Source organism: Streptomyces sp. NPDC060028 (assembly GCF_042736725.1).
Classification (GTDB): domain Bacteria; phylum Actinomycetota; class Actinomycetes; order Streptomycetales; family Streptomycetaceae; genus Streptomyces.
Genome location: NZ_JBHWVJ010000019.1, coordinates 41554 through 57661, shown reverse-complemented (window position 1 = coordinate 57661; position 16108 = coordinate 41554). Strand labels below are relative to the sequence as shown.

Sequence of the window (16108 nt, the reverse complement as noted above, 5' to 3'; positions counted from 1 at the left end):
TACGCCAGCCGCTGAGGGAGCAGTCGTGGCACGGAAGATCGGCAGCCGGTACACCGCGCACCAGATCCTGGGGCGCGGCAGCGCGGGCACGGTGTGGCTGGGCGAAGGGCCGGACGGGCCCGTCGCCGTCAAACTGCTGCGCGAGGACCTCGCGTCCGACCAGGAGCTGGTCGGACGGTTCGTCCAGGAGCGCAGCGCGCTGCTGGGCCTGGACCACCCGCACGTCGTCTCCGTCCGGGACCTCGTCGTCGACGGCAACGACCTCGCCCTCGTCATGGACCTCGTCCGCGGTACGGACCTTCGTACGCGCCTCGACCGCGAGCGGCGGCTCGCCCCCGAGGCGGCCGTCGCGATCGTCGCCGACGTGGCGGACGCGCTCGCCGCGGCGCACGCGGCGGGGGTCGTGCACCGGGACGTGAAGCCGGAGAACGTCCTGCTGGACATGCAGGGGCCCCTCGGGCCGGGCGGTGCGCATCCCGCGCTGCTGACCGACTTCGGCGTGGCGAAGCTGATCGACTCGCCGCGGCGGACCTCCGCCGGGCGGCCCTCGGCCCCCACGACGCGGATCATCGGCACGCCGGACTATCTGGCGCCGGAGATCGTGGAGGGGCTGCCCCCGCGGGCGGCCGTGGACATATACGCGCTGGCCACCGTGCTGTACGAGCTGCTGGCGGGCTTCACCCCGTTCGGCGGCGGGCACCCCGGGGCGGTGCTGCGGCGGCACGTGACCGAGACGGTCGTGCCGCTGCCGGGCATCCCCGACGAGCTGTGGCAGCTGATGGTCCAGTGCCTGGCGAAGGCCCCGGCGTCCCGGCTGCGGGCCTCGGAGCTCTCCGTACGCCTGCGGGACCTCCTGCCGCTCCTGGCCGGGATGCCGCCGCTGGACGTGGACGAGCCGGACGACGCGGAGCCGGAGCAGGGCTCCTCGGAGGAACCGGCGGCGGATCCCGTCCGGCGCCGGGGCGTGGTCCCGCTGGTGCCGGGCTCCGCGACGGACTCGAACCGCGACACGCACACCTCCATGCGGGTGCCGGGGCCCGACGAACTGGCGGGGGGCGCGCTGGGCACGGCGCGGGTGCCCCGCCCCGCCGGCGGGCACCGCCCGGGCGCGGCCCGGCACCGTGCGGAGGCCGCGCGCAAGCGGCGCCTCGCCCTGTCCGCGGGTGCGGCCCTGCTGGTCGCGGCGGTCGGCCTGGGCACGTGGCTCGCCGTGTCCGGCGGCGACGACCCCGCGCCCCCGCAGGACAGCAAACGCACGGCCCCCCGCACCCCGTAGCCGCCCACCGGTCCTCCGCCCCGGACCCCGCGCCTCAAACGCCGGCAGAGCTGCCACCAGGCGCATCAGCCAGAATCCAGCCCCGCCGGCGTTTGAGGCGCGGGTCCGGGCGGAGCCCGTGGGGTGGGGCCCCGCCCCGGGAGCTACGCGCCGACCAGCTCCGGGTGCCAGCGCCGCGCAACGGCGGGGTGCGCCCGGACCCAGCCCTTCAGCTCGTTGCGCCCGTACTCCGCGTGCAGCGGGTTCGACGCGTCGTGCGCGACACCCGGCGCCGACCGCAGGTAGTCGCCCGGGACCGTGTCCACCACCGCGTCCAGCCGCGGGTTGTAGAAGAACGGCACCGAGAACCGCTCCACCCCGCCCCGCGGGCTCACCACCCGGTGGTCGGTGGCGGTCAGGTACCCCTCCGTCGCGATCTCCAGCAGCTCCCCGAGGTTGACCACGAAGGCCCCGGGCAGCGGCGGGACGTCCACGAAGCCGCCGTCGCGCACCACTTGGAGCCCGCCCACCGAGTCCTGGAGCAGCAGCGTCAGGAAGCCGTAGTCCTTGTGCGCGCCCACGCCCTGGTCCGCGCCCGACGGGGCGGCCCCGGGGTAGCGGATCAGCTTCGTGTGCAGGTGCGGCCGGTCCGCGAAGGCCGCGTCGAAGAAGTCCGACGGGGCGCCGATCGAGGCCAGGAGCTCCTGCAGCAGCCGGTGGGCCACCGCCGCCAGGCGGGACTGCCACTCCAGCACCGCCGCCCGCAGCTCCGGCAGCGCCGCAGGCCACTGGTTCGGCCCCTCCAGCCACAGGTACGCCGGGTCGCCCGGCCCCAGCTCCGGCGCCGGCCGCTCGGCGCCGACGTCCAGTTGGTCGCGCCAGTCGGAGGCGCCGCCGGTCAGCTCGTGCCCGATGCGGGTGTACCCGCGAAAGTGCGGGGAGTTCAGATTGCTCACGGCCAGCCGGTCGGCCTCCGGGAGCGCGAAGAAGGCCTTGGTCAGCTCCAGGATGCGGGCGGTCTCGGCGGCGGTCACGCCGTGCCCGGTGAGGTGCAGGAAACCGCTGTCGCGGGCGGCGGCGTGCAGTGCCTTCAGGAAATCGGCCCGCTGGGCCGGGTCGTCCGCCCGGGAGAGGTCCAGGACGGGAAGGGAGTGCGCGGACGGCATGACGTCTCCGTTTCGGATGTCACGGGGTCCTGTCCCCAAGGGGTGGCGGGGTCGCGGAAGGGGAGGGCCGCCGACAGGGATGGCGTCGGGGCCGCGTGGCCGCGTACAGGACCAAGTCGGATCGGGGTGGATCAGGCTTGGGGATGGTCCGGCGGCAGACAGCTCGTCGTCGTGACACGCATGTGGTCCACATGGCGGCGTTTGACGAGGGGAACAGTCATACGGTGAGCGTACGCCCGCACGGAGGTCCATCAGTACGGGTGATCCGGCCTGCCCGGAGATCGCCGTCCGGGGACCGGCTACGCTGGACCCGTGGCAGTCGTCGATGTTTCCGAAGAGCTGAAGTCCCTCTCCTCGACCATGGGGTCGATCGAGGCCGTCCTGGACCTCGACAAGCTGAGGGCAGATATCGCCGTGCTCGAGGAGCAGGCCGCCGCGCCGTCCCTGTGGGACGACCCGGAAGCCGCCCAGAAGATCACGAGCAAGCTTTCGCACCTCCAGGCCGAGGTCCGCAAGACCGAGACCCTGCGCGGCCGTATCGACGACCTCGCGGTGCTCTTCGAGCTCGCCCAGGAGATGGACGACGCGGACACCCTGGTCGAGGCGGAGACGGAGCTGGTCTCCGTCCGCAAGGCGCTGGACGAGATGGAGGTCCGCACCCTGCTCTCCGGCGAGTACGCCGAGCGTGAGGCGCTGGTCAACATCCGTGCCGAGGCCGGCGGCGTGGACGCCTCCGACTTCGCCGAGCGCCTGCAGCGCATGTACCTGCGCTGGGCCGAGCGCCACGGCTACCCGACGGAGGTCTACGAGACCTCGTACGCGGAAGAGGCCGGCATCAAGTCGACCACCTTCGTGGTCAAGGCCCCGTACGCCTACGGCACCCTCTCCGTCGAGCAGGGCACCCACCGGCTCGTCCGAATCTCGCCCTTCGACAACCAGGGCCGCCGCCAGACCTCCTTCGCGGGCGTCGAGGTGCTGCCGGTCGTCGAGTCCAGCGACCACGTCGAGATCGACGAGGGCGAGCTGCGCATCGACGTGTACCGCGCCTCCGGCCCCGGCGGCCAGGGCGTCAACACGACCGACTCGGCGGTGCGCATCACGCACCTGCCGACCGGCATCGTGGTCTCCTGCCAGAACGAGCGCTCGCAGATCCAGAACAAGGCCAGCGCCATGAACGTCCTCCAGGCCAAGCTGCTCGAGCGGCGCCGCCAGGAGGAGAAGGACAAGATGGACGCCCTCAAGGACGCGGGCAGCTCCTGGGGCAACCAGATGCGCTCCTACGTCCTGCACCCGTACCAGATGGTCAAGGACCTCCGGACGGAGTTCGAGGTCGGCAACCCGCAGGCGGTGCTCGACGGCGAGATCGACGGCTTCCTCGAGGCCGGTATCCGCTGGCGCAAGCAGCAGGAGCAGACCGCGTAAGCGCCCGGACACGACCGAAGGGCCCGTACACCTCACGAGGAGGCGTACGGGCCCTTCGGTCATGCGGTGGTGCGTGATGCGCTTGATCGGGACGTGGCGCGGGCTGTGCGGGCTATGCCGTCTGCTGGGCCACCAGCGCCAGTGCGGCGACCAGGACCACCAGAAGCGCGATGAGCGCCACGGGGTTCAGGCCGGAGAAGGGGCCCTCCTGCTGGAGGCGCTCCCGGTTCGCCCGGCACACAGGGCAACGGCCCTGGCTGACGGGTGCGGCGCAGTTCGCGCACACGAGCCGGTCATATGTCATGCGCTCCTCCTCTCGTCCCCTTGGTGTCCCTCCATGAGGGACAACGGCGCGGGGAACGAGACCGTTCCCCCTACCACTGTGCCAGCTTCGCCGACATTCGGCGCGGCCCGTCCGGGCAATCGCGTCGAGGGCACCTCGGAGACGGGGATATATCGGGCAACTCCGGACGCCGGGTCCACACCTCGCGCCCGTTCGCGTATGGTCACGCACACCTACTCCCGGCGACCGTGGTGCACCCGTGATCCGATTCGACAACGTCTCCAAGTCCTACCCGAAGCAGAGCCGCCCCGCACTCAGAGATGTCTCCCTGGACATCGCGAAGGGCGAGTTCGTCTTCCTGGTCGGCTCCTCCGGCTCCGGCAAGTCCACCTTCATGCGGCTCATCCTGCGTGAGGAGCGGGCGAGCCACGGCCAGGTGCACGTCCTGGGCAAGGACCTCGCCAGACTCTCCAACTGGAAGGTTCCGCAGATGCGGCGCCAGTTGGGGACCGTCTTCCAGGACTTCCGGCTCCTGCCCAACAAGTCGGTGGCCGAGAACGTGGCCTTCGCCCAGGAGGTCATCGGCCGGCCGCGCGGCGAGATCCGCAAGGCCGTCCCGCAGGTCCTCGAGCTGGTCGGGCTCGGCGGCAAGGAAGACCGGATGCCCGGCGAGCTCTCCGGTGGTGAGCAGCAGCGCGTGGCCATCGCCCGCGCCTTCGTCAACCGTCCGGCCCTGCTGATCGCGGACGAGCCCACCGGCAACCTCGACCCGCAGACCTCCGTCGGGATCATGAAGCTGCTGGACCGGATCAACCGGACCGGCACCACCGTGATCATGGCGACCCACGACCAGCAGATCGTCGACCAGATGCGCAAGCGCGTCATCGAACTCGAACAGGGCCGACTCGTGCGCGACCAGTCGCGCGGCGTCTACGGCTACCAGCACTGAAAGGTCCCTGAGACGCAATGCGCGCCCAGTTCGTCATGTCGGAGATCGGCGTCGGTCTCCGTCGCAATCTCACCATGACCTTCGCGGTCATCATCTCCGTGGCCCTGTCGCTGGCCCTGTTCGGTGGCTCCCTGCTCATGCGCGAGCAGGTGAGCACGATGAAGGGCTACTGGTACGACAAGGTCAACGTCTCGGTCTACCTCTGCAACAAGAACGACGCCGAGACCACCAGTGGGGGCTCCTGCTCCAAGGGTGCGGTGACCCCGGAGCAGAAGCAGGCCCTGGAGACCGAGCTCAAGGGCATGGACCTCGTCGAGAAGGTCACGTACGAGTCCTCCGACGACGCCTTCAAGCACTACCAAGAGCAATTCGGCCACACCGCCCTGGCCGGCTCCATCACCCCGGACCAGATGCAGGAGTCCTTCCGCGTCAAGCTCAAGCATCCGGAGAAGTACAAGGTCATCACGACCTCCTTCTCCGGGCGTGACGGCGTCCAGTCGGTCGAGGACCAGAGCACGGTGATGGACAACATCTTCCGGCTCCTCGGCTACCTCAACTGGGCCGCCCTCGGCATCATGCTGATCATGCTGATCGTGGCGCTGCTGCTGATCGTCAACACCGTGCGCGTCTCCGCCTTCAGCCGGCGGCGCGAGACCGGGATCATGCGGCTGGTGGGCGCGTCCAGCTTCTACATCCAGGTGCCGTTCATCATGGAGGCCGCCTTCGCCGGCCTCATCGGCGCCATCTTCGCCTGCGGCATGCTGGGCGCCGGCCAGTACTTCGTGATCGACCACGGCGCCGCGCTGCGCACGAAGATGGAACTGATCAACTTCATCGGCTGGGACTCCGTCCTGACGAAGCTGCCGCTGGTGCTGGTCATCGGGCTGCTCATGCCCTCCCTGGCCGCCTTCGTCGCGTTGCGCAAGTACCTGAAGGTGTGACGAGCGCCCCGCGAGCGGTACGGCCAACCACCCGTACCGCCACGGGGCTTGTCCTAGACTCGGCGCCATGCCGGGACTGCCCGCCTTCTGTCTCCGGCCCCGCGACCTGCGTCGCGGGGCCGTTTTGACGTTGGTCTTCCTCGTGGCCGTCGCGACCGCCGCGAGTACCGGCTGCTGGGACTTCGACACCCCCGCGGACGCGGCGGGCTCGGGAGCCGTGCTGATCGCCCGCGGTGTGGACGGGCCCGCGCGGGGCCCCGGGGCCGCGGCCCCGCCCCGTGCGGCCGGCACCGCGGACCGGGAGGCCGTCGCCCGCGCCGCAGGGGAGGCCGCCGCCGCCGGGAAGTCCGGCAAGGACGCCGCCCAGGAGGTGGTCAGCCGCAGCGGAGACCGCTGGGGCACCGTCTACGACCGGGACGAGTACGAGACCTTCACCGAGGACCTCGACGGACGCTGGACCGGCGTCGGGCTCTGGGTCCAGCGCTGCCAGGACGGCCGCGTCGAGATCGACCGGGTCCAGCCCGGCGGCCCCGCCGCCCGGGCCGGCCTGCGCGCCGGCGACCGGCTGCTGAGCGTCGACGGGCAGGGCGTGACCGGGCTGCACGTCCCCGAGGTGGTGGCCCTGCTGCGCGGCGCGGCCGGCACCCCCGCGGTGCTGCACCTGACCCGCGGCGGCGTCGACCTCACCCAGACCGTGCGGCGCGAGGAAATGCGCGCCGAGCCGGTGACCGTACGAGAACTCCCGGGCGGGATCACCGTCATCAAGGTCGCCTCCTTCACCCGCGGCTCCGGCGAACGGGTCCGGGACGCCGTCCGCGCCGCCCCGCCCGGCTCCGGGGTCATGCTCGACCTGCGCGGCAACACCGGCGGGCTGGTCACCGAGGCGGTGACGGCCGCCGCCGCGTTCCTCGACGGCGGGCTCGTGGCCACGTACGACGTACGGGGGGACCAGCACGCGCTGTACGCCCCGCCGGGCGGCGACACGGCCCGGCCGCTCGTGGCCCTGGTGGACGGCGGCACGATGAGCGCGGCGGAACTCGTCACGGGCGCCCTGCAGGACCGCGGCCGCGCCGTCACGGTCGGCACCCGGACCTTCGGCAAGGGCTCGGTGCAGATGCCGACGCGGCTCCCGGACGGCTCGGTGGCCGAGCTGACGGTCGGCACGTACCGCACCCCGGGGGGCCGCAGCCTCGACGGCGGCGGCATCCAGCCGGACCTGGCGGTGGCGGACGGGGCCGAGGAACGGGCCCGCGCGGTATTGGGTGGCCTCGGGGTGGGTCCGTAGTGCGAAAATGACCGCACTATGGCTAAGGAAAAAGGGCGCAAGCTGATCGCCCAGAACAAGAAGGCGCGGCACGACTACACGATCATCGACACCTACGAGTGCGGTCTCGTGCTCACGGGGACCGAGGTCAAGTCCCTGCGCCAGGGCCGGGCCTCGCTGGTGGACGGCTTCGTGACGATGGAGGGCCACGAGGCCTGGCTGTACAACGTGCACGTGCCGGAGTACAGCCAGGGCACCTGGACCAACCACAGCGCGCGGCGCAAGCGCAAGCTCCTCATGCACCGGGAGGAGATCGACAAGCTGGAGCGCAAGTCGGAGGAGTCGGGTCACACGATCGTGCCCCTGTCCCTGTACTTCAAGGACGGCCGCGCGAAGGTCGAGATCGCGCTGGCGAAGGGCAAGAAGGAGTACGACAAGCGGCAGACCCTGCGGGAGAAGCAGGACACCCGCGAGACGAACCGCGCGATCTCGGCGGTTCGCCGCAAGCAGCGGGGTACGGTTTAACCTCCTGGCACACGGTGGTCCACTTCGCGTACCATGGCGTCAGCGCCACCCCCTCGGGGGCGGAGCGGTTCGTGCAGTACACAATTCAATAGCGTGAAACATGGGGATGATCGGTTTCGACAGCGGATGTCGATGCAGGGGAAGCGAGCCGAGGAAGCGGCAATGATCTCGTAAACCATATGTCGCAAACAATAATCGCCAACTCCAAGAGCGATAACTCCCGCTTCACCCTCGCTGCCTAATAACAGTGAGCTGAAGCCTCTGTGAGGAGCGTCAGCCCGGAAGTGGTCCCGGTCCGGATCCTGGCGTCAATTAGGGATCTAAACCTCTAACCCCGGTCACGGGGGCTGGAGGGAAATCAAACAGTGACTGAGCCCGTCGGAGACTTGTCCGTGTGATCTCCGGGGCTGAGAAAAGCGCAGCGGAATGCGCTCGGAGAAGCCCTGCTTCTGCACCGTTGGACGCGGGTTCGATTCCCGCCATCTCCACCACCCCATGTGGGCAAAGGCCCCGCGGCCTCTCGGCTGCGGGGCCTTTGTCATGTTCGGGTGACCGTCAGCAGAAAGGCACCTTGTTGAGGTTCCGGGCGAAGCGGGCGGCGATCCAGCCGCGGCCGTCGGCCAGCTTGTACCAGACCGAATTGCCGTCGACGTTCTGGCCGTTGGCCTTGCACTGGAGGGCGACCACCGTGCCCGTCAGGGCCTTGCCCGTCTTCGCGTACTGAGTGCCGGGGCCGGAGCGGATGCCGAGGTCCTTGCCGGGGGTGACGATGCGGGCCTTCGGGGATTCGTGGCCGCCGTGGTCGTCGCCGCACTTCTTGCAGTGACCGGGCTTGCCAGGCTTACCGGGCGTGTTGGGCTTGCCGGGCTTACTGGGCTTGCCGGTGTCGCCCTTGTCTCCCTTGGGGCCCTGCGGACCCTGGGGGCCGGCCGGGCCCGTGTCGCCCTTCGGGCCGGACGTGCCGGGGGAGCCGGTGGTGCCGTGGTCACCCTTCGGACCCCGGGGGCCCTTCGGGCCGCGGTCTCCCTTGTCGCCCTTCGGGCCGCCCGAGGGGCCGTGGTCGCCCTTCGGGCCCTGCGGGCCCTGGGGTCCGGCCGGGCCGCGGTCGCCCTTGGGGCCGCTGCCGCCCGGGGTGCCGCGGTCGCCCTTCGGGCCGCGGTTGCCGTGCTCGCCCTTGTCTCCCTTGTCCCCCTTGGGTCCGCCGGCCGGGCCCTGGTCGCCGCGGTCGCCCTTCGGGCCCCGGGGGCCGGTGTCGCCGTGGTTGCCCTTCGGGCCGCGCTCGCCGCGCTGGCCGCGATCTCCCTTGTCGCCCTTTTCGCCCTGCTCGCCCTTCGGGCCGGCGTGTCCGGGCCAGCCGTGGTGGCCGGGCTTCCCGTCGTGGCCCGGGCGGCCGTCGTCGCCCTTCGGGCCCGTCACCGGGGTGGCGACGGCGAACAGGGCGGGCGCCTCGTTGTCCGGCGCCCACTCGCCGCCGTGCAGCGTGGTGCCCTCCGGGGCGTCCGCGTCCACCCGCAGGGCCACTCCCAGCCGCGTCTGCGTGTTCGACGGGAAGGTGAACCCGGCGCGGGTCCCGGCGTTGCAGGTCAGCAGCCGCGCGTCGTCCGAGCGTGTGCACGCCACCGCGGCGCGCCGGCCGTCCCAGTAGAAGCGGGCCTCCGGGAAGGTCGTCCGTTCCGGGGCGGTGATGTGGAACGTGCTGCTGACCGCCGGATCGGCCCCGTTGGCCGCCGCGATGACGATGCGGCCCGTCTGGCCCGGGGCGATCGACGGGACGTACGGCTGGGTGAACCGGATGTTCGACGAGTCGGCCAGGGCCGGTACGGCCGGAACCAGGCAGGTTGCGGTGACGGCCGCGACGATCAGGGCCGAGGACACGGAGCGTGAAGCAGACGAAGCAGACAAGGGTGTTTCCTTCGCGAAGGGAAGGGCGTGGGGGAAGACATCCCAGTTATTGCCGATCTTGGGCGTCGGCAGCGAGTACCACGCGGGCATGGTCACCCGCCCGCCGGATGAACCGCCCCGCCACGATGGCCGCGAGGGCGGCCGCCGCGGGCAGCAGGTAGGCCGCGGCCGGACCGAGGTGGTCGACGGCGGCGCCCGCCGTGGCGGAGCCGGCCGCGATGCCCGCCAGGATCGCCGTGACGGCCAGGGTCATGCCCTCGTTCAGGCGGCCCTCTGGTGTGACGGCGTGCACCCGGGCCATCGCCGTCACCATCGTCGGGGCGGTGGCCATGCCCGCCAGGAGCAGGGCCGGGGCCAGCAGGACGACCGAGCCCGTCGCCGCGGCCGCCGCCGGCAGGGCCATCGCCGCGGCCAGGACGGCCAGGCAGGTGCCCAGGCCCCGCGGGCGCAGCGTGCCGTACAGGAGCCCGGCCGCGCAGGAGCCGGTCGCCTGGAGGGCCAGGACCAGACCGGTGCCGGCGCCCAGCCGGTGCGCGTCGAGGTACGCGATCGAGGAGACCTCCATCGAGCCGAACACCAGGCCCAGGGCCAGGAAGAGGACCAGCAGCGGGCCCAGGGCTCGCAGCGGCGAGCCGCGCCGGGGTGCCGCCGTCACCGGGGGCTCGGTGGCGCGCCGGGAGGTGAAGACCAGCATGCCGGTGAGGAGCAGGGCCGCCCCGGTGAGGGTGCCCGCCTCCGGGAAGGCGGCCGTGCAGAGGAAGGCCGCGAGGACCGGGCCGAACATGTAGCAGAACTCGTCGGCGGCCTGCTCGAAGGACATCGCCGTGTGGTGCGCGGCCGGGGAGTCGCGCAGCAGGTGGGTCCAGCGGGCGCGGGACATGCCGCCGATGTTGGGGGTGGTGGCCGTGGCGGCGTACGCGGCGAAGAGGGTCCAGGCGGGGGCTTCGAGGCGGACGCAGACGATCAGGGCGAGGGAGCCCAGGACCGCGATCAGCGTGGCCGGTACGGCGATCCGGGCCTGGCCGTGCCGGTCGATCAGCCGGGCCGTCCAGGGCGCGACCAGGGCGGTGGCGCCGAGTCCGGTGGCCGTGACCGCGCCGGCGAGGGCGTACGAGCCGCGCTGGCCGGCGATCATCATCACCGCGCTGATGCCGAACATGCCCATGGGGAGCCGGGCGAGCAGGTTCCCGGCGGTGAAGGCGCGGGCGCCGGGGAGGGCGAACAGCCGCCGGTACGGGCCCTGGGCGCGGGGCGCGGGCGCGACGGGGGAAGGAGCGGTCGCCGCCGGGGCGGCGAGGACGAGGGTGGTGCCGGTGACGGTCATCAGCGGGGCAGTGGGCATGGATCAAGGTTCCGGCCGGGGGCCGGGCCGGGTCCAACACCTGTTCCCGGGGGATTCACCGCTCCCTGTTGTTAGTCTCCGTGGGTGATGCCCCGTGATGTGGAACCCCGACTGTTGCGCGGGTTCGTCGCCGTGGCCGAGGAGTCGCACTTCACCCGCGCCGCTGCCCGGCTGTACGTCGCCCAGCAGGCCCTGAGCCGGGACGTGCGCCGCCTGGAGCAGGCCCTGGGCACGGCGCTGTTCGTACGCACCACCCGCGCCGTCGAGCTGACCCCGGACGGGCAGCGCCTGCTGCCCCTGGCCCGCGGGGTGCTGCGCGCCCACGAGGAGCTGGTCGCCGCCTTCGCCGGGCCCCGCCCGCTGCTCGTGGACCTCAACACCGACGGGCCCGGCACCGCCCGCACCGTCCTGGAGCGGGCCCGCGAACTCGCCCCGGACTGCGAGCTGATGGCCCGTTTCGAGAGCGGGCTCACCCACGCCGCCGCCGAGATCGCGGCCGGGCGCCTGGACGTCTCCTTCGGGTACGCCGGCGGGCTGGACCCGAAGCTGCGGGCCCGGCTCGCCCACACGCCCGTACGGTACGAGCCGCTCGCGGTGCTGCTGCCCGCCGGGCACGCGCTGGCCGCGGCGGCCGGGCCGGCCGGCGTACCGCTGGAGCTGGACGCGCTGGCGGGGGAGAGCGTGTACACCGGGGCGGGCAACGCGCGGACCCTGGAGTGGACGGGGCTGGCCGGGGAGCTGTTCGCCGGGCGCGGGATCGCCCAGGCGCCGCCCGCCCCGGTGGCAATGGGCAAGGACGAGTTCGGGCGGGTGATGGCCAAGACCCGCAACCCGGTACTGGTGACGGTGGACTTCGCCGACATGCCCGGGTGCGTGAAACGGCCGCTCGCCGACCCGGTGCCGCTGTCGCCCCTCGCGATGGTGTGGCGCGAGGGCTTCGCCCATCCCGGACTGGACGCCCTGCGCACGGCCGCGGCGGAACTCGCCGCCGAGCGGGGCTGGCTGGACGTGCCCCCCGGCAGCTGGCTGCCCGCCGCCGCGCTCACACCCGGCGCGGGCGGCGGGTGAGAGCAAGGTTTCCCGGCGGTCATCCGGCGGGGACCAGGGCCGAAACGCGCCCTTCCTACGGTCGTCACCACGGACGCGACGGCAGCTGCGGAGGCGTGTGATGAGGCGTACGAAGACCTGGATCGAACACTGGGACCCCGAGGACGAGACCTTCTGGAAGACCACGGGGGAGCGGATCGCCCGGCGCAACCTGCTGTATTCGGTGCTCTCCGAGCACATCGGCTTCTCGATCTGGTCCCTGTGGTCGGTGATGGTGCTCTTCATGGGGCCGGCCTACGGGATCGACCCGGCCGGGAAGTTCTTCCTCATCGCCACCGCCACCTGCGTGGGCGCCCTCGTACGGGTGCCGTACACCTTCGCCGTCGCCCGGTTCGGCGGCCGGAACTGGACGGTGGTCAGCTCCCTGCTGCTGCTCGCGCCGACGGTGGGCGCACTGGTGGTCATGGAGCCCGGGACCTCCTACGGCACCTTCCTGGCCGTCGCCGCGCTGACGGGGGTGGGCGGCGGCAACTTCGCCTCCTCGATGACGAACATCAACGCCTTCTTCCCGCTCCGCAAGAAGGGCTGGGCGCTCGGACTCAACGCGGGCGGCGGGAACATCGGCGTACCCGTGGTGCAGCTGCTCGCGCTGCTGGTCATCGCCACCGCCGGGGCGGGCCGCCCCAGGGTGCTGCTCGCGGTCTACCTCCCGCTGATCGTGATCGCGGCCGCTCTGGCCGCCCTGCGCATGGACAACCTGGCGCCCGTGCGCAATGACACCGGCGCCGTACGGGAGGCGGTGCGCGACGCGCACACCTGGATCATGGCGTTCCTCTACGTCGGCACCTTCGGCTCCTTCATCGGCTACAGCTTCGCCTTCGGGCTGGTGCTCCAGACGCAGTTCGGCCGGACCCCGCTCCAGGCGGCCTCGCTGACCTTCGTCGGCCCGCTCCTCGGCTCCCTGATCCGGCCGGTCGGCGGGGCGCTGGCGGACCGCTTCGGCGGCGCGCGGATCACCCTCGGCACCTTCGTGGCGATGGCGGCCGCGACCGGGGTGGTCATCCTGGCCTCCGTACGGGAGTCGCTGCCGGTCTTCCTCGTCGGCTTCGTGGCGCTGTTCGTGCTCGGTGGGCTCGGCAACGGCTCGACGTACAAGATGATCCCGGGCATCTTCCAGGCGAAGGCGCTGGCCCGCGGCATGAGCGGCGAGGACGCCGCCGCCTACGGGCGGCGGCTCTCCGGGGCCTCGATGGGGCTGATCGGGGCGGTGGGCGCGCTCGGCGGTCTCGGCATCAACCTGGCGTTCCGGGAAGCCTTCTCGACCTCCGGCTCCGGCACGGCCGCCTTCGTGACCTTCCTCGCCTTCTACGCCGCGTGCTGCGCCGTCACGTGGACGGTATACCTTCGCCGGCCCGCGGCCACGGCCTCCCCGGAAGCGGGGACGGCGGCGAAAGCGCAGCTCACCTCGGTGTAACGGGGGTTAACCGCGTGGAAATGCGGGTGAACCGAGCCTGATACGCGCCCTTGGCAGGCTCGGCTCACGCGACACCCGACCCACTGCGCAAGGCAGGTCACCATGTACGACACGCACACCGGGCCGCTCGCCGGCTTCACCGTCGGGGTCACCGCCGCCAGGCGGGCCGACGAGCTGATCGCCCTGCTGCAGCGGCGCGGGGCCACCGTGCTGCACGCGCCGGCCCTGCGGATCGTGCCGCTGGACGACGACACCGAACTGCTCGCCGCGACCAGGAAGCTGATCGATTTCGCGCCGGACGTCGTGGTCGCCACCACCGCCATCGGTTTCCGCGGGTGGATCGAGGCCGCCGACGGGTGGGGGGTCGGCGAGGAGCTGATCGCCCGGCTGCGCGAGAGCGAACTGCTGGCGCGCGGACCGAAGGTGAAGGGCGCGATCCGGGCCGCCGGGCTGGTGGAGGCCTGGTCCCCGCGGTCCGAGTCCCTCGCCGAGGTGCTCGACCGGCTGCTGACGGCCGGGGTGGCGGGGCGGCGCATCGCGCTCCAGCTCCACGGGGAGCCGCTGCCCGGGTTCATCGAGGCGCTGCGGGACGGCGGGGCCGAGGTGATCGGCGTACCGGTCTACCGGTGGATGGCGCCGGCGGACCTCGGGCCGCTGGACCGGCTGCTGGACGCGGTGGTCTCGGGCTCGGTGGACGCGGTGAGCTTCACCTCGGCCCCGGCGGTGGCCTCGCTGCTGGCGCGGGCCGGGGAGCGGGGCGTACGGGAACCCGTCCTGGCGGCGCTGCGGGACGGCGGGGTGCTGTCCGCGTGCGTGGGCCCGGTGACGGCCCTGCCGTTGCAGGCGGAGGGCGTGGCGACCCTGCAGCCGGAGCGGTTCCGGCTGGGGCCGCTCGTCCAGCTGCTCTGCACGGAACTGCCGGGGCGCGCGCGGGTGCTGCCGGTCGCGGGGCACCGGGTGGAGATCCGGGGGCAGGCGGTGGTGGTGGACGCGGAACTGCGCCCCGTACCGCCGGCCGGGATGGCCCTGCTGCGGGCCCTGTCGCGCCGGCCCGGGTGGGTGGTGGCCCGGTCGGAACTGCTGCGGGCCCTGCCGGGCGCGGGGCGCGACGAGCACGCCGTGGAGACGGCGATGGCCCGGCTGCGGGTGGCGCTGGGGGCGCCGAACCTGATCCAGACCGTGGTGAAGCGGGGGTACCGGCTGTCGCTGGACGCCGGGGAGTGCGCGCCGGGGGCGCGCGTCGGTTAGCGTGCCCGGATGATGATCGCTGACGGAGTTCAGATGCGGGGCATCACGCTGGACGATGCCGCCGGGCTGGCCGACACGCTGGCCCGCAACCGGGCGTACATGGCGCCCTACGAGCCCTACCGGACCGAGGAGTTCTTCACCGAGCCGGGCCAGCGGGCCCGCGTCGAGGCGCTGCTCGCGGAGCGCGACGACGGCCGGACGGTGCCCTTCGTGCTGACCGCCGGCGGCATACCGGTGGGCGGGATCAACCTCGGCTCCATCGTGCACGGACCGCTGTGCAGCGGCGGCGTCGGCTACTGGGTCGACCAGGACTGGGCCGGGAAGGGCCTGGCCACCGCCGCCGTGGCGGAGGTCTGCCGGCTCGCCCGCGACGAGGTCGGCCTGCACCGGGTCCAGGCCGGCACGCTCCTGGACAACCACGGCTCCCAGCGGGTGCTGGCCAAGGCGGGCTTCACCGCCTACGGGGTCGCCCCCCGGTACCTCCACATCAACGGTGCCTGGCGCGACCACCGGCTCTTCCAGCGCCTGCTGCACGACGACCCGCCGCGCAGCTAGGGCCTGTACGGGGGCTTCCGCCGCGGAGCGGCTACGGGCACTCTGGGGGCACGCCCCAAGAGTGAGGCGGTGACGGGCATGTGGTTCGACTCCGGGCGGGTCTGCCTGGACCTGGTGGCCACCTTCGGCTCCCGCAAGGACATCGAGGGCACAGAGGGGATCCGGGACGGTGACGAGCTGCGGCTGTGGCTCGTCGGGACCGGGCTGGTGCCCGGCGGGACACCTCTGACCCAGATCCAGACCGACTGGGTCCAGGCGTTCCGGGCGCTGCGCGTCGACGTGGAGAGCCTCGTACGCGCCGAGCTGGCCGCGGCGGGGCCCGACCGGGACGCGCTGGCCCGGGTCAACGCGGCGGCCGCCGGTCCACCCCCGGGACTGTGTGCCGTCCCGGACCAAGAGGGTCACCTCGTACGGGAGTTGTGCGGCGGGCTGGAGTGCGGCGCGCTGCTCGCCGCCGTGGCCCGCGACGCCGTGGAACTGCTCACCGATCCCGGCGACCGGGCGCTGCTGCGGGCCTGCGAGGGGGAGGGCTGTTCCCGCGTCTACCTGGACACCTCGCGCGGACACCGGCGGCGCTGGTGCTCCAGCGAGCTGTGCGGGAACCGTGAGCGGGTCGCCCGCCACCGGCGCAGGGTCCTGGCGGCCCGGCCCGGGTAGGGGCGGCCGGCCCCGGACGCTCCCGTGCGGTCCCCGGGCGGCCCCGCGTAGTGATCTTCGTCCTGATCCGCGCCCGTT

Annotated in this window: 15 protein-coding genes and 1 other RNA gene; 12 read left to right on the top strand and 4 right to left on the bottom strand. The window is 72.6% G+C overall.

The genetic code is table 11. From position 1 onward, the window contains the following. Nucleotides 1-25 precede the first annotated feature (25 nt). Complete coding sequence (locus ACFWBF_RS12660; RefSeq protein WP_385599450.1) at nt 26-1276, top strand: serine/threonine-protein kinase; 1251 nt, start codon at nt 26-28, stop codon at nt 1274-1276. A 143-nt stretch (nt 1277-1419) separates the two neighbouring features. Here ACFWBF_RS12660 and ACFWBF_RS12655 read toward each other — a convergent pair whose 3' ends face one another. Further along, nucleotides 1420-2421, bottom strand: a complete 1002-nt coding sequence (locus ACFWBF_RS12655; protein ID WP_385599448.1) for an isopenicillin N synthase family dioxygenase — start codon at nt 2419-2421, stop codon at nt 1420-1422. Between the two features lie 312 nt (nt 2422-2733). Between ACFWBF_RS12655 and prfB the strand changes: the two genes are divergently transcribed. Continuing rightward, nucleotides 2734-3843: a peptide chain release factor 2 gene (prfB, locus tag ACFWBF_RS12650; RefSeq protein ID WP_385599445.1), complete on the top strand. Its 1110-nt coding sequence runs from the start codon at nt 2734-2736 to the stop codon at nt 3841-3843. A gap of 112 nt (nt 3844-3955) precedes the next feature. Here prfB and ACFWBF_RS12645 read toward each other — a convergent pair whose 3' ends face one another. Continuing rightward, the gene (locus ACFWBF_RS12645; RefSeq protein WP_365921525.1) at nt 3956-4147 is read right to left on the bottom strand and encodes a hypothetical protein; all 192 of its coding nucleotides are present in this window, start codon (nt 4145-4147) and stop codon (nt 3956-3958) included. Between the two features lie 238 nt (nt 4148-4385). On the opposite strand from ACFWBF_RS12645, the gene ftsE reads away from it, so the two are divergent. The 5 genes from ftsE to ssrA all read left to right on the top strand — a co-directional run bounded on the left by ftsE (nt 4386) and on the right by ssrA (nt 8296). Then, nucleotides 4386-5075: a cell division ATP-binding protein FtsE gene (gene ftsE / locus ACFWBF_RS12640; protein WP_385599442.1), complete on the top strand. Its 690-nt coding sequence runs from the start codon at nt 4386-4388 to the stop codon at nt 5073-5075. Between the two features lie 17 nt (nt 5076-5092). Then, a complete protein-coding gene (gene ftsX / locus ACFWBF_RS12635) occupies nt 5093-6016 on the top strand; it encodes a permease-like cell division protein FtsX (protein ID WP_385599435.1) in 924 nt (307 codons plus the stop codon). A gap of 67 nt (nt 6017-6083) precedes the next feature. Continuing rightward, nucleotides 6084-7301 carry a S41 family peptidase gene (locus ACFWBF_RS12630; RefSeq protein WP_385599432.1) on the top strand — a complete coding sequence of 406 codons (1218 nt, stop codon included), beginning with the start codon at nt 6084-6086 and terminating at the stop codon, nt 7299-7301. A gap of 18 nt (nt 7302-7319) precedes the next feature. Further along, nucleotides 7320-7805, top strand: a complete 486-nt coding sequence (gene smpB / locus ACFWBF_RS12625) for an SsrA-binding protein SmpB (protein ID WP_385599429.1) — start codon at nt 7320-7322, stop codon at nt 7803-7805. A gap of 102 nt (nt 7806-7907) precedes the next feature. Beyond that, nucleotides 7908-8296, top strand: a transfer-messenger RNA (tmRNA) gene (gene ssrA / locus ACFWBF_RS12620). A gap of 64 nt (nt 8297-8360) precedes the next feature. Here the strand turns inward: ssrA and ACFWBF_RS12615 are convergent. Both ACFWBF_RS12615 and ACFWBF_RS12610 read right to left on the bottom strand, forming a co-directional pair. Beyond that, nucleotides 8361-9707: an SH3 domain-containing protein gene (locus ACFWBF_RS12615; protein ID WP_385599426.1), complete on the bottom strand. Its 1347-nt coding sequence runs from the start codon at nt 9705-9707 to the stop codon at nt 8361-8363. 46 nt (nt 9708-9753) lie between these two features. After that, nucleotides 9754-11049: an MFS transporter gene (locus ACFWBF_RS12610; protein ID WP_385599423.1), complete on the bottom strand. Its 1296-nt coding sequence runs from the start codon at nt 11047-11049 to the stop codon at nt 9754-9756. 87 nt (nt 11050-11136) lie between these two features. Here ACFWBF_RS12610 and ACFWBF_RS12605 point away from each other — a divergent pair, with 87 nt between their 5' ends. From ACFWBF_RS12605 to ACFWBF_RS12585, 5 genes are all read left to right on the top strand, one after another. Further along, on the top strand, nt 11137-12117 hold the full coding sequence (locus ACFWBF_RS12605) for a LysR family transcriptional regulator (protein WP_385599420.1): 981 nt from the start codon (nt 11137-11139) through the stop codon (nt 12115-12117). A gap of 100 nt (nt 12118-12217) precedes the next feature. Continuing rightward, a complete protein-coding gene (locus tag ACFWBF_RS12600) occupies nt 12218-13570 on the top strand; it encodes a nitrate/nitrite transporter (protein WP_385599417.1) in 1353 nt (450 codons plus the stop codon). Between the two features lie 102 nt (nt 13571-13672). Beyond that, nucleotides 13673-14818, top strand: coding sequence for a uroporphyrinogen-III synthase (locus ACFWBF_RS12595; protein WP_385599414.1), 1146 nt, complete (start codon nt 13673-13675; stop codon nt 14816-14818). A gap of 12 nt (nt 14819-14830) precedes the next feature. Next, nucleotides 14831-15373, top strand: a complete 543-nt coding sequence (locus ACFWBF_RS12590) for a GNAT family N-acetyltransferase (protein ID WP_385599532.1) — start codon at nt 14831-14833, stop codon at nt 15371-15373. A 78-nt stretch (nt 15374-15451) separates the two neighbouring features. After that, a complete protein-coding gene (locus tag ACFWBF_RS12585; protein WP_385599529.1) occupies nt 15452-16030 on the top strand; it encodes a CGNR zinc finger domain-containing protein in 579 nt (192 codons plus the stop codon). The last annotated feature ends 78 nt before the right edge of the window (nt 16031-16108 follow it).